12 protein-coding genes are annotated in these 13989 nt (G+C 65.0%); 5 read left to right on the top strand and 7 right to left on the bottom strand.

The features are described 5' to 3' along the window. Nucleotides 1-7 precede the first annotated feature (7 nt). The 5 genes from CYD53_RS12865 to CYD53_RS12845 all read left to right on the top strand — a co-directional run bounded on the left by CYD53_RS12865 (nt 8) and on the right by CYD53_RS12845 (nt 6095). On the top strand, nt 8-1303 hold the full coding sequence (locus tag CYD53_RS12865; protein WP_103718487.1) for an ABC transporter substrate-binding protein: 1296 nt from the start codon (nt 8-10) through the stop codon (nt 1301-1303). Between the two features lie 95 nt (nt 1304-1398). Beyond that, entirely contained in the window at nt 1399-2838 is a 1440-nt protein-coding gene (locus tag CYD53_RS12860; protein WP_103718486.1) for an FAD-dependent oxidoreductase, read from the top strand. A gap of 259 nt (nt 2839-3097) precedes the next feature. Continuing rightward, nucleotides 3098-4753, top strand: coding sequence for an FGGY-family carbohydrate kinase (locus tag CYD53_RS12855; RefSeq protein WP_103718485.1), 1656 nt, complete (start codon nt 3098-3100; stop codon nt 4751-4753). Nucleotides 4754-4761: 8 nt separating this feature from the next. After that, a complete protein-coding gene (locus tag CYD53_RS12850) occupies nt 4762-5478 on the top strand; it encodes an SDR family oxidoreductase (protein WP_425428295.1) in 717 nt (238 codons plus the stop codon). A 122-nt stretch (nt 5479-5600) separates the two neighbouring features. Further along, complete coding sequence (locus CYD53_RS12845) at nt 5601-6095, top strand: L,D-transpeptidase (RefSeq protein ID WP_181011857.1); 495 nt, start codon at nt 5601-5603, stop codon at nt 6093-6095. 126 nt (nt 6096-6221) lie between these two features. Here the strand turns inward: CYD53_RS12845 and CYD53_RS12840 are convergent, their stop codons facing one another. From CYD53_RS12840 to CYD53_RS12805, 7 genes are all read right to left on the bottom strand, one after another. After that, nucleotides 6222-6788 carry a hypothetical protein gene (locus CYD53_RS12840; RefSeq protein WP_146055909.1) on the bottom strand — a complete coding sequence of 189 codons (567 nt, stop codon included), beginning with the start codon at nt 6786-6788 and terminating at the stop codon, nt 6222-6224. A 653-nt stretch (nt 6789-7441) separates the two neighbouring features. Beyond that, nucleotides 7442-8026 (bottom strand): protein-S-isoprenylcysteine O-methyltransferase, encoded by a 585-nt coding sequence (locus CYD53_RS12830; protein ID WP_103718481.1) that lies wholly within the window; start codon nt 8024-8026, stop codon nt 7442-7444. Next, the gene (locus CYD53_RS12825) at nt 8023-9252 is read right to left on the bottom strand and encodes a hypothetical protein (protein WP_103718480.1); all 1230 of its coding nucleotides are present in this window, start codon (nt 9250-9252) and stop codon (nt 8023-8025) included. The genes CYD53_RS12830 and CYD53_RS12825 overlap by 4 nt, the downstream gene beginning before the upstream one ends. A 322-nt stretch (nt 9253-9574) precedes the next feature. After that, on the bottom strand, nt 9575-10330 hold the full coding sequence (locus CYD53_RS12820; RefSeq protein ID WP_103718479.1) for an IclR family transcriptional regulator: 756 nt from the start codon (nt 10328-10330) through the stop codon (nt 9575-9577). A gap of 377 nt (nt 10331-10707) precedes the next feature. Then, a complete protein-coding gene (locus CYD53_RS12815; RefSeq protein ID WP_103718478.1) occupies nt 10708-11619 on the bottom strand; it encodes a flagellin in 912 nt (303 codons plus the stop codon). A 23-nt stretch (nt 11620-11642) separates the two neighbouring features. After that, nucleotides 11643-13385, bottom strand: coding sequence for a flagellar hook-associated protein FlgK (gene flgK, locus CYD53_RS12810; protein WP_103718477.1), 1743 nt, complete (start codon nt 13383-13385; stop codon nt 11643-11645). A gap of 139 nt (nt 13386-13524) precedes the next feature. Next, entirely contained in the window at nt 13525-13989 is a 465-nt protein-coding gene (locus tag CYD53_RS12805; protein WP_146055908.1) for a flagellar protein FlgN, read from the bottom strand.

Here is a 13989-nt window from a genome sequence, read left to right as displayed (position 1 = left end):
GGAAACAATGTCGAAGAAGCCTGAAACGAAACTGACCCGCAGAACCTTCGTCGCCGGCACCATCGGCGCGGCAGCCGCGTTCTCGGCGCGGCCGGTGCTTGCCGCCGGCAAGACGCTGAACGTGCTCAGCCACAAGGTCCACCAGACCGTGCTGGGCTCCGGCGACGGCGACCTGCTGAAGGACTGGCTCAAGGCCAAGGACGTGGAGATCGCCTTCACGACCTTCGATTCCAACCCGTTGCAGGACCGGCTCTTCCGCGAGGCCAGCCTGAAGGAGACCGAATACGGCGTTGGCTATCTCATCGACAACCGTCCGACCTCGCAGATCGCGGCGCTGTTCGAGCCGCTGGAGCCCTATCAGAAGCAGGATCCCATCGAGGACTTCGCAGACATCGCGCCCGGACTCGTCCAGGGCATGACGGTCGATGGCAAGCTGATCGGCATTCCCGTCCGCCATGCCACGCAGGGCCTGTTCTACAATGAGGCGCTGCTGGAGGAGGCCGGCATCTCGGCGCCGCCGACCACGTTGGAAGAGCTGATCGCGCAGGCCAAGAAGACGAGCTTCACCTCCAAGGCCGGCACGCCGGTCACCGGCATGGTGCTGGCGAGCGATCTGGCGGTCTTCCCGGTGATGTTCGCGCGCGCCTATGGCGGGGATTTCGTCAGCTCCGATTTCAAGCTCGTCCCCAATCGCGAGGCGATGGAAAGCGGGCTCGCGGCGCTGCGTGGCATGTTCGAAGCCGGCAGCCTGCCGCGCAGCTATGCGACGACCAAGAACGACGACCAGGTCACATGGCTGCAACAAGGGCGGGCGGCCTTCACCATCCTGCCCTTCGCCCGTGGCGCGCAGCTCAACAATCCGGAGCAGAGCAAGTATCCGGGCAAGATCAAGGCGGTCGAATTCCCCGGTTCGGCCGCGATCAAGGGCAAGGTGGCGATGGCCTCCGTCGTCGAGGCCTGGGCGATGGCGATCCCCCGGAACGCTAGGGATAAGGCGCTGGCCTGGAGCTTCATCAAGGAGGTTTCGAGCAAGCGCGTGACGCTGGGCATGGCGATCAACGGCAATGGCCCGGTGCGCGTCTCGACCTATGCCGATGCGGGGCTGAAGGCGAAGAACGCGCTCGCCGCCGTCGAGGCCAAGGTCCTGGCGACGGCGCGCGGCGCCTTCCCGCCATTTCCCGAGGCGGCGCGCGCCCAGGCGACCTTCCTCGAGGAGGTTCAGCTGGCCGTTCTCGGGCGCAAGCCCGTCAAGGACGCGGTCTCCGCCATCATCGAGCGCGTCAAGCCGATGATGCCGGCCTGACCGACGGATAACGGCCGGCGCTGCGGCGCCGGCCCCTGTTCAATCAATCGACTCACCAGCCAATCGACCTAATGCCAGTGGAAGGAAATCGCCTCATGTCCATGACCGGGGTTCGCTTCATCGAGGAGCCGGCGCGCTCCATCCCCGTCTCGGCCGAATATGACGTGCTGGTCGTCGGCGGCGGGCCATCGGGCCTCACCGCCGCGCTCGCCGCCGCCGAAGACGGCCTGCGCGTCGGGCTGATCGAGAGCCGCAGCTTCGTCGGCGGCAATATGACGATCGGCCTGCCGGTACTGGGTTTCCTCGGCCAGAAGGGCAACCAGATCATCGACGGGCTGCCGCAGAAATTCATCGAACGCCTGCGCCGGGAGCGCGATGGGGCGAGCGAGCACCGGCCCTGTCCGCTGCATATGGGCATCACGCTGGTCGAGCCCGAAGCGGTCAAGACCGTGGCGCTGGAGATGCTGATCGAGGCCGGCGTCGATGTGCTGTTCTACACCTTCTTTGCCGGCGCACTGGTCGAGAACGACATCATCCGTGGCGTCGTCACCGAGAGCAAGACCGGCCGCACCGCCATCCTCGCCAAGGTCGTGATCGACTGCAGCGGCGACGCGGACGTCGCCTACAGCGCCGGCGTGCCGACAGAAAAGGGCAATGCCGATGGCGGCATGCAGCCGCCGACGCTGATGTTCTGCCTTGCCGGCGTCGACACCGACGCGCTGCGCATGAGCATCGCGAATGCGCCGCCGGAGGCGCGCACCTATCTCACCGACTTCATTCCCGCCGAGTATTTCGGCCAGAACCGGCAGTTCATCGTCGTCGGCATGCGCGAACTCATCGCCAAGGCCAAGGCCGAGCGCGGCCTGGAGATTCCCAATGAGCGCACGATCATCATCACCGGCCTGAAGAAGGGCGAGGTCTGGATCAACATGACCCGGGTCAAGGGCACCGACGGCACCAATGCCCGCAGCCTGACCAAGGGCGAGATCGAGGGCCGCGCCCAGATCGACGACATCGTGACCTATCTCGTCAATTACGTGCCGGGCTTCGAGAAGGCCTATTTCACCAAGACGGCGCCCTTCCTCGGCATCCGCGAGACCCGCCGCATCCTCGGCCAGTATGTGATGACGCAGGAGGATGTGCTGGCCTGCAAGCATTTCGACGATGCGATCGCTGTCGCCAGCTATCCGATCGACATCCACCGTCCTTCCGATGACGGCTGCACCCTGATCTGGTGCGGCGATTGCTACGATATCCCGTACCGGTCGCTGGTTCCCCAGAAGATCGGCAATCTCCTGGTCGCCGGCCGCAGCATCTCGGCCACGCATGAGGCGATGGGCGCGATCCGCGTCATGGCGACCTGCATGGCGATGGGCGAGGCCGCCGGGCGCGCCGCCAAGATTTCGGTGCGCGGCAACCGCTCACCGGCCGATATCGACATCGAAGAGCTGCGCCGCCAGCAGCTCGACCATGGCGTCTACCTGCGCAACCCCGACGGCAGCCGCGCCGGACCGCCGAACCGGGCCGCGGCCTGATGATCGGGAAGGTACCGATGGCGGCGGAACCTCAGCGTCATTCCGGGGCTTCGCGTCAGCGAAGAGCCCGGAACCCAGAACCGATGCCCTTGCCATCCCAAGCTCATGGGAGCGGCACGTCTCCTGGAGCTACCGCATCGGTTCTGGGTTCCGGGCTCAGGCCTGCGGCCTGCCCCGGAATGACGGCGTGGTTCCATCGGCATGACGCTTCATCCAACGCGAGTGGCCCGCATTGCACCGCTGACGGGATCGTCAATCCATGAGCACCCACTTCATTGGCATCGACGTCGGCACCGGTAGTGCCCGGGCCGGGATCTTCGACCGCAACGGGCGCATGCTCGCGACGGCCAAGCGCGACATCGCGCTCTATCAGGACGGGCCCGATATCTGGGAACAATCGAGCGCGGATATCTGGCGCGCCGTCTGCGCCAGCGTGCGCGCGGCGATGGCGCAGGCGAAGCTCGCGCCCGACGCCATCGCCGGCATCGGCTTCGATGCGACATGCTCGCTGGTCGTGCTCGGCGAGAACGGGGCGCCGCTGCCTGTGGGCGCCCATGGCGATGTGAGCCGCGACATCATCGTCTGGATGGACCACCGCGCGCTTGCGCAGACCGAGCGCATCAACCGCACCGGTCATCCCGTGCTCGCCTATGTCGGCGGCACGATCTCGCCCGAGATGGAAACGCCGAAGCTGCTCTGGCTCAAGCAGCATCTGCCGCAGAGTTATGATGCGGCCTGGCAGTTCTTCGACCTGACCGACTTCCTGACCTGGCGGGCGAGCGGCTCACTGGCGCGCTCGGTCTGCACGGTCACCTGCAAATGGACCTATCTGGCGCATGAGGCGCGCTGGGATGCCGGCTACTTCCACCAGATCGGGCTCGGCGATCTGGCCGAGCAGGGTTTTGCGCGCATCGGCAGCGAGATCGTTCCCGGCGGCACGGCGCTCGGCCAGGGCCTGACGGTGCAGGCCGCGGCCGATCTCGGTTTGAAGCCGGGCACGGCCGTCGCGGCCGGGCTGATCGACGCGCATGCCGGCGGTCTCGGCTCGGTCGGCGTCCGCTCCCAACACGGCACGGCGCTGACCCGCATGGCCTATGTCTTCGGCACCTCGGCCTGCACCATGGCGAGCAGCCGCGAACCGATCTTCATCCCGGGCGTCTGGGGGCCTTATTTCGCGGCGATGGCGCCGGGACTCTGGCTCAGCGAAGGCGGCCAATCCGCCGCCGGCGCGGCGATCGAGCAGTTGATCGGCTTCCATCCGGCGACGCCGGAGGCGCAGCGCCTGGCTGCGCAAGAGGGTCTTTCGCTGCCGAGCTGGCTGGCAGACCGCGCGGCTGGACGCAGCGAGGACCTCTCCGATGCGGTGCGATTGGCTGATGGCCTCGTCGTCGTGCCCGATGTCCTCGGCAATCGCTCGCCCCATGCCGATCCGCAGGCGCGCGCCCTGATCGCCGGTCTCGGCATGGAGCGCGACCTCGACCATCTCGTCGCGCTCTATGTCGCGGGGCTCACAGGTATCGGCTACGGGCTGCGGCAGATTCTCAGAGCCAGCCGCGCGCGCGGCGCCGCGATCGAGGCGATCGTGCTCAGCGGCGGCGCGGGCCGCCATCCGCTGATCCGGCAAATGCTGGCCGACTGCGCCGGTCTGCCCGTGCTCGTGCCCGACGATGTCGACCCCGTCCTGCTGGGCGCGGCGATGCTCGGTGCGGCCGCGGCCGGCGCTTTCCCGGATCTCGCCCAGGCCATGACCGCGATGGCCCCGGCTGCGAGCGCCTTCACACCAACTGGGGGCGCTATCGCCGCGCTGCATGACAGGCGCTTTGCCGCCTTCGATCATCTGCAGGACGCCGCGCGTGTGGCGCGCGACCTGATGCAGGCAACCGAAGACCACACAGCACCGGAGTCGACGCCGTGACGCAGCAAATGGCCGGAAAAACCGCCGCGATCACGGGCGCCGCCTCGGGGATCGGGCTTGCCTGCGCAAAGCGCCTGCTCGCCGCCGGAGCCTGCGTCGTTCTGGTCGATCGCGACGAAGCAGCGCTGGCTCGCATATGCGGCCCTCTCGGCGCGGCGGCGATTCCACTCGTCGTCGATCTGACCGATGCCGCTTCGGTCGCCGGCATGATGCCGCAGATTCTCGCCAGGACCGGCCAGCTGGACATCTTCCATGCCAATGCCGGCTCCTATGTCGGCGGGCCGGTCAGCGACGGCGATCCCGATGCCTGGGACCGGATGCTGAATCTCAACGTCAACGCCACCTTCCGCAGCATCCACGCCGTGCTGCCGCATATGATCGCGCGCAAGACCGGCGATATCCTCGTCACGAGTTCGGTCGCCGGCATCGTCCCGGTGGTGTGGGAGCCGATCTACACCGCCTCCAAGCACGCGGTGCAGGCCTTCGTTCATGCCGTCCGCCGTCAGGTCATTCCGCACGGCCTGCGTGTCGGCGCGGTCCTGCCCGGCCCGGTCGTGACGGCGCTGATCGCGGACTGGCCGCGCGAAAAGCTCGAAGCCGAGCGTGCTGCCGGCGGCCTGATCGAAGCCGAAGAGGTGGCGGAAGCCGTCTTCTTCATGCTCAGCCGGCCGCGCAACGTGACGATCCGCGATCTCGTGATCCTGCCGCAAAGCACCGACCTTTAGCTGCACGATCCCGAGATGGAGGGCTTGGCCAGTCGCTTGGGCGGCCAATTTCCGGTTAGGTATCCATGGGTTACTGAGTTATGGTAATCTTGTCTCTCGACAATGGCTGGGGCTCAGACGTGATGCTGCGGACAGGTATCGTATTGCTCGCATTGGCGGTTGCCATGCCGGCTGGCGCACGTGAAATCGTTGCCTATAGGGGCGAGGCGGCACCGGGCGCGATCGTCATCAAGACCAAGGAACGGCGTTTGTATCTGGTGCAGGGCGATGGCACGGCCATCCGCTACCAGGTCGCGGTCGGGAAGGCCTCCAAGCAATGGCTTGGCGAGGTGCTGGTCGAGGGCAAGCATGTCGAGCCCGCCTGGTCGCCGCCCGACGAAATCAAGCGCGACAACCCGAAGCTGCCCGACGTCATCCCGGGGGGCTCGCCGCGAAACCCGATGGGCGCACGCGCGCTGACGCTGTCCGGGGGCGGCCAATATGCGATCCATGGCACCAATCGGCCGGATTCGATCGGCACCTTTGCGTCCTATGGCTGCTTCCGGATGTTCAACGACGATATCGTCGACCTGTTCGACCGCGTCTCGGTCGGAACCCCGGTTCTGGTCCTGCGCTGATCGCCAGAGCGTTTTCCAGCGAAGCGGACACCGGTTCGCGTGAAGAAAATGCGATAAAACAAAACCATAGAGCAAAGATCCAGTTGGATCCTTGCTCTATCGCGGGAAGACCGGAAACGCTGCCGCTTATTGAACGCGGTGGGCCGAAAAGGCCGACTCGGTAACCCTGCCTCTGTTGAGCGACCGCAGGCTGGCGATGTAGTCGGCCGGATAAAGCAGGGTGTTGCTGGGCGCCTGCAATCCCATGAATGTCGCGACCTCGCCGACCCACCTGTTGCAGTTATAGAGCACCGCATGCCAGGCCGGAGAGGTCTTCTGCTTGTTCCTGATATAGGCCGCAACGCGGCGGTACTGGGCCTCGTTCAGGGGGACCCTGAAGCGCGCCGAGATGTATTCGTCCTCGAGATCGCCATCGCTGGGGCCGGTCTCGGCCGGAACAGGCAGAACATGCCCGACGGACCAAAGCTGCGGTCCTTCGCCTGCCGGGTGCAGCCCGGCGACCTGATCGGCCGTGACCTGGCCGATCTCGCCCTTGGCGTTCAGCCGGCCATAAACGAGAAAGGTGTGGCCATAGCTGAGAGCGTAGCGCGACCGGAATTCCACGTAATATTGGTCGGTCCGCTGGCTCGCTTCCCGTCGCGGGGCGCGATGCCGGGTCCCGCGGACGGCCGGAGCGTCCTGCGTGATGGTCATCTGATTGTCGTCGGGGGGCGCAAAGCGATCCTGCGCCTGGGTCGGCCCGAGGCCGCAGAACATGCCCGCAGCGCAGGCTATAGAGGCCCAAGCGCGCGTTTGTCGGTTCAGATCAAGCCACACCGCATAACTCCTGCTTTCGCGAGGAACGTATACCGGCACAGCGATCGCTGTCGCCGTATCGTCGAATGACTGGAGCGATCTCTAACCCAGAGTAAGAAAACGGCCGGTTGGACCGGCCGTTTTCAATCTAGCTAGGGCTAGCCCTTCGTCACGATCGGCGCAGAAGATGGCGGGGGGGCTTTGCCTTTGCCCTTGCCTATGGATGCACATCCTCCGACGCCCATCAGCGCAACAGACACGGTCAACACCAGAAGCTTTTTCATTGATTCGCCCTCGTTGAGAACAGTCTAACTATGGATGGTAGAAGTTCGACTACTAGTGCGGATGCGCAACACCATGCCCATTTCCCGTGCCGAACAACGGTCGTGAGGCACAGGGCAGAGTATTCCAGATATCGCCTGCGTTTTCAATCACCTAAGCCGGATGAGACTGAAGTGCTCTGATTTATGGTTTCCGATGAGCCTATAACAGGCTACCTCTGCAGCGATGGCTGCATACGCTTCAAAACGTGGTGACAGCGTTTATGTTCCCTAGCTGACCCTCGGTATGACGCGGCCCGTGCGCGCCATGTAGTCGGCGTATTCCGCTCCGAAGGCGTCGAGCATCAGGCGTTCCTCTTGTGCAACGCGAAAGGAATACAGAATGCCGAAACCGACCAGGCCCGACAGGCCGGCGACGAGGTTCGGCAGCAGCAAGGCCTGCGCGATCGCCCAGAGCCAGAAGGCCGAATACATGGGATGCCGGACATAGCGATAGACGCCTTCGGTGACGAGGCGATGGCTCTCGCGCAGATCCAGCGACACCGACCAGTTGCGGCCGAGCGCGCGGTGCGTGAGACGAAACAGGACCAGGGACGCAACCGCGATCGCGGCACCGATCCAGGCCAGCAGCGGCTGGAACTGATAATTCGCAAAGCGCGGAAACCCGGTTGCGACATAAATGAAGGGCAGGAGCCCGAGCCCGGTGAACGAGATCGTCAGCAACACGATCTCCCGCATTCCGCGGGCGCTGCGGGAGATCGGCGTGCGCCGCGAGCGCCGTTCATGCGGAATCCGGATGACATACCAGCCGACGGCAAGCAGGACGTAGATCGCCTTCGCGATGGTCAGGGTCATTGCTGGGGGGCCTCTACTGGATTTGCGCCAGCCCGAGTCGATGAGGCTGTGTCGAGCACTCTGCCCTCGGTATCGAATGCGTGCATGGCGCCGTCCTTTGATCGTGCTTGCCGTTCCGCATCGAGCGGGCCGCAGGTGAACATGAAATAGTCGTATGGCGCGCGCCGGTCGTTGCCCCGGACGAACTGGCAATGCATCCGGTACCAGTTCCTGCGAATGCGGGGGTAGCGCGCCGGGTCGAGCATGCGCCTGATGCTGACGCTGCGGATGAGCGGCGAGTCCGTCTTGGCGAGGCCCATCAAGGGCAGCGGATCGCTGCGATAGAAGTTCATCACGTCCGAGCGCGCCTGGTAGTCGGCCCAGAACAGTCTGTGGACGGCGCTCAAGCGCGCAACGGCGGCGCGAAGCCGGCTTGCTCCGCGGTGGAGCCCGATCTTGAGCACCGAGGAGCCGGCGGAGAGAAACGTGATGCGGGGGCCGCCATCGCGCGGCAGCAACCCAGCCGTGATCGCGCGATCGATCAGATCGATGGCAAGCACGGCTCCGAGGCTGTGCCCGATGATGAGGATTTCATCGACCGCGTCATCCTGCGCCGCCCGGATGATGTCGGCCGCCACGCGCTGCAAGCGATCGTCGAGTACGGCATCGCCACGGCGGATGTAGCGGCGCGAGAAGATCCAGTCGTCAAGGAGCAGTCCGAGATACAGCCAGCGCTGCGCCGCATGAAACAGCAGCAGGAACATGCCGATACCGGCCCCGATTCCGGTCAGGCCGGAGCCGGTCGCGCGCGCCAGCGCCAGTCCGCCAGCCAAGGCGAGCAAGGTCAGGACCGCCAGGATCAGGAAGGGATAGAGAAAGAACATCGCATAGCGCCAGCTGGCGCGCAGATATCCCCAGAAGGCTCCGGCCAGGATGAAGTCGAAAAACGACAACAGCCCGCCGGGAAGGCGCCGCCACATCGGGGCGGCGCCCGTCGTCGCGATCACGTCATCCCAGCGGACCAGGCAGAATTCCGTCTCGCTTTGCCAATTGGCGCCGCTCGTCTGCACCTGCCAGGTCGCCAGATCCTCGGCGATGCTGGGTTCGGACGCTGTGGCGGACGCCGCCCAGACCCGCTCGAAGCGCCGCAGCTCCCTGACGAAGCGGCCATGCACAATCTCCGGGCGCGCATGGTCGTAGCCACCAATATGATAGACTCGGCGCCTGAAGACCTTCGTGTCCGTCATTCCCGGCTGTCCCGTCGCCAATGCGTTTCCCGTCCCGTTTTTTTGTTACTGGATAGCCTGTGCTTGCACCAGCAAGCCCCCGTCAAGCGTGTAAGCGCATGGAGGTGGCCCAGAGCCGGATGATTTCAGAGGGGATCAACAAGTGATCCCATCTGAAATCTGAATCCGTCTCTCATCCAGGAGTGAGAGCAGGATCAATGCGAAAAACCGGTGCCCATTTTCTCGCATCCTGCTCTAGGCGAGATGATCTGGAAACGCAGTCCCGGCCAGGAGGAGGCGTGAAAAACCGGGCGCTGACGGGGCTATCGGAGACGGAAAGCAGCTATCCCCAGCCTCCGCGATAGCCGAGCCCGCGCGATATGTCGTCTGCAGCCTCGACGACTTGCTCGGCAACCAAAGCAATCATGTCCGAGGTCAGGCGGGTGGACGGCCCCGAGATTCCGACAGCCGCCTCGACCACGCCATCGGCGCGTCTGATCGGTGCCGCCAGCCCATAGACGGCGCCACGCCATTCCCCGAGATTGACGGCATAGCCCAGCGAGCGGATCGTCGACAGCTCGTGCTGGAGAGCCTCGAGGCTGTTGACGGGCTTCGGCGTAAAGACGGCAAGATTCCGCCCGATCGCTTCGATGATATGAGCGGGCTGAAACGCAAGAATCGCCTTCCCGATCGCAACCGCATGGGCCGGGGCCTTGCCGCCGATCTCCGAACTGGCGTGGAGAAGCTCGGGACTGTCGATCTTGTCGATATAGATCACGTCCGCTCCGGTCAGGACCGAGAGGTGCACGGTTTCGCGCGTCCGCAAGGCGAGCTCCGAGAGGTGGCGCTGCGCCTCCCGCTTCAGGTCGAGCCGGGACAACAGGCCGACCCCCAATCCCCATAGCTTCAAGGACAGCCCATAGCGGCCGGTGGCCGGCTCGCGCGCGAGATATCCTGCAAATTCGAAGGCTTCGAGCGCGCTTTGAACGTTGCTTTCGTTCAATTCCGTCTGCGCCGCCAAATCTTCGACGCTCCTCGGCCGAGCGCTCTTGGCCAAGGCTTCAAGAACCATCAGGCCGTTTTGAAGTGTCGTGTCCATCGGTCGGGTTACGAACTCTCAAAATGCCACGGCATTCCAGGTCTGGGGACGCAATCTCCGTAGTCGGGCTGGGCTGAATTTTCGCTTGGAACTTACGGCAGCAACACTGCGAAACCTGCCCGAAGCGAGAGTGAAGAGCAAGTGGAGAGACCCGTGCATTGCGCGAAAAGGCGGGCGCCGGTCCTTCACAGAAGCGGTGCTCCAAGCCTTTAAGATCGATCATGTTTTTACCTTCTAGCGATGCCGTGCGAAGGTGAAGAACCTGATCCGGGAGTGCCGGCTCGATCGCGATCCGATGGCGGCTCAAGGCCTTGCATCGCCGGGAATGCCTGGAGCGCCCGGGTGGCGGCTCGGCGAGCCCGGCCTCGGCCCGTCGTTCACTTCAGATAATCGAGCAGGTTGAGCGACTGGATCTTGGCCAAGGCCGCATAGGATGCCTGCAGCTGGGTCTCGTAGGACGAGAGCTGGGCGGCGACGGCGGTGATGTCGACATCCCTTACGTCGCTGATCAGCCCGGAGGTGAAGTCCTGGTAATCGGCCTGCGTCGCCGAAGCGCGTTCGAGCGTTGCGGCATTGACCGAGAGGCGCCCCTGCACGGCCGAGACCGCATCGACCGCGGAGACGACGAGGTCCGATATGGCCTGCAATGTGTCGGAATCCGGCGTCGTCGTGGCGTTCGCTACGGCGCTGAGGGCACGCAACGCCTGTTCGAAGGCGGTATCGTCGCCGGTCACGCCATAGTTCACCGTGCGCTCGGAGGAGACCCGCACGGAGGCCGTCGTCGCATTGCCCTGGTAATAGGAGGTGTCGGCGGTATCGACGTCGGTGGCGGCGTAGTTGGTGAGATCGACCGCCGGCTGCGTGGTGTCGCTGCCGGCAAACAGATAGCGACCCTCGAACTGCGTATTGAGCAGCGAAGCGAACTCCGTGAGATAGTTCTGTGCCGTGCTGATCAAGGTGGTGTCCGAGGCGTCGGTCGTGCTGGCGCTGATGGCGCCGGACAGGCTCGCCCTGAAGCTCGACAACATGTCGGTCATCGAAGTGAGGGCATCGTACATGACGTCGATGCGGCTGCCGGCTTCGTCGGCGGCGTTGGCATAGGCCTTGGAACGGGCGAGCGAGACCTCGAGGCTGACGAGGGTTTTCGCCGAGCCGCCGAGGCCGCCATAATCCGTCGATACCGAGCCCGAGGCTTCCTGCACCTGGACTTCGCCCATCTTCGCCTGGGTGCGCAGCGAGGCGGCAAGCATCCTGTCGTTCAAGGCGAAAGTCGCGATGCGCGTGACCATGGTCTTTGCCTCCGCTTGGCTCGTCAGCTCGACTGCACGGCCTGGAGCAGCGTGTCGAACATGTTGTTCAAGGCTTCGAGGAGCTGGCTCGCCATCGCGTATTGCTGCTCGAGCTCAGACAACCGCGCGGTTTCCTCGTCCAGATTCACGCCCGATTGGGAGGACAGCGAATCAGCGAGCGACTGGCGGGCGGAGGTACCGTTGTCGAGGGCGGTCGAGGCGTTCGAGGCGGCCGTGGCGATGGTCGAGACGATGCTGGTCGCATAATCGGCGAAGGATGTCGTGCTCGCCTTGAGCTTGCCGGCAGCCGTGAAGCTGTGATTGCCGCTCAAGGCATCGTTCATCGCCTCAGCGACGCTGCTCTCGCCGACGCTGACGACGCTGGCCCCGACCGTCAGCGTGGCTGCCGTCGACAAGGCCGAGGTCGCGAGCAGGCCGGGCGTCGCGAGCAGGTCGGAGCGCACCGAGATCGTCGCCGCGCTGCTGCCGGTCAACAGGTCGTTCAGGCCGAAATAGTCGGAAAGCCCCTGGTCGTCGCTGCCGATGGCACTGTCGATATCGACGATCGCGACGCCGGTATCCGAAGCATCGGCCGTGACGACGAGCTTGCCGGCGCTGTTGAGCGAGGCCGAGAGGCCATCGATCGCGTCGATCGCCGAGGCGAGATCGCCGACGGTCGTGTAGGCGGAGAGGTCGAGGTCCTGATAGCTGACGAGCGCGCCATCGGCATCGGTCACGGCGAAGCGGACGGTGCCGCTGCCGGACAGGGCGTCGCTGGCGGAAACCGTGCTGGTGCCGGTCAGCGTCGTGGGCGGCGGCGATGAGCTGCCGGCATTATGGACGCTGTTGAGCGTCTCGATCAGCCCTGTGGCCAGCGCGTCGAGCTCGGCCTGGGCGGCAGGGAGCTCGGTGTCGCGCTGCGCGATCAGCGCCCCGACCGTGCCCGAGGTGATCTCGGCGGTGATGTCCTTGCCGTCGACGGTGATGCCGTCGAACACCGTCGCGCTGGTGACCGCCGCCGCGCTGGAATAGGAGAGTTCGTGGACATTGCTGTCGAGCAGGGTCGTGCCGGTGGATGTGGAGATCCGCATCTGGTTGTCGGATGTCACATAGTATTTGACGTCCATCTGCCCGGAGAGGGTCTGCAGTGCCGTGTTGCGCTGGTCTTCCAGATCGCCCGTGGCATCGCCCCGTGCCTGGGCCGCCGCGATCTGGCTGTTCAGGGTCGCGATGCTGTTCAGGGATGCGTTGATGCTGTCGACGGAGTCCTCGATCCCGTCATCGGCATCGGCGCGCAGGCCCTGGATGCCGGCGGATGTCTCGCGCAACTGGCTCGCAAGCGTGTCGAGCGCATCGACGACCTGCGCCTGCAGCGTCTGGCTCTCGGGCGTGCCGGCGAGCGAGGACAGCGCCGTTTCGAGATTGGCGATGCTGTTGGCGAGCGAGGTGCCGCCGCTGTCGCTGCCGGTCGTCGAGCCGAGCAGGTTCTGCAGCTTGCTCGCAAAGCTGTCGGTCGCGGTCGTGGCCCCCAGCGTGCTGGTCGCGGCCACGAGATCCTTGAGCAGGTATTTGTCGACATTGCTCTTGATGGCGGTGACCGAGACCCCGGCTCCAATGGTGCCCGTGGAGGCCGAGGTCTGGACCGCGACCTTGCGCGAATAGCCCTCCGTATCGGCATTGGCGACATTGGAGGAGGTCAGCGCCATCTGCAGCTGCGTAGTCGCCAGCGAGCTATAGGCGATGCTGCGGATGGCTGTGAACGACATGACTTATCCTCCCTGAGCCGCCGGCGCTCGGTCACGCCGCATTCGGACGGTTCCGTCCGAATGCGAAAAACGTGATCGATTCTAAAAGCTTAGAGCATTTCTCATGGGAAAACCGGTACCCACTTTTTCGCACAATGCTCTAGAGATAGCGGCCCGAGCCCGCCGGGGACGGCGCGCGCGCGGCCGCGAGGCGGGCATTCGCGCCATACTGGTTCGGCGGCGGGGCGGCCTGTTCGCGGATCGCACGCATGATCGCGTCGACACGGCGGCGCGTCGCCGCGATCGACGCGCGCAGGCTGTCGACATTGTCGTTCATATGCTTGCGCAGGGTCTTGCTGCTTTCGACCAGGCGCTTGTGCACGGCCGGGTCGGCGTCGTGGAAGTCGATATCCCGGCGGCGAACGCCGGCGACCCAATGGGTGAATTTTTCCGCCAGCTCGCGCTTGCGCTGGACGAGGTGGGAGGTCGATGCCGGCGCGCCGGTGGCGAGATGGTGATTTTCCTCGTCGATGACGACGATCAGCTCTTCGACGAGAGCGATCACGGCGGCGGCGGCGGCATTCGCCGATTGCCGCGGGGTGCCGGGCGCGGATGCATCAGGCAT

Source organism: Allobosea psychrotolerans (assembly GCF_002917105.1).
Taxonomy (GTDB): domain Bacteria; phylum Pseudomonadota; class Alphaproteobacteria; order Rhizobiales; family Beijerinckiaceae; genus Allobosea; species Allobosea psychrotolerans.
The sequence above is the reverse complement of the archived record's forward strand: the minus strand, read 5'-3'. Positions and strand labels throughout refer to the sequence as shown.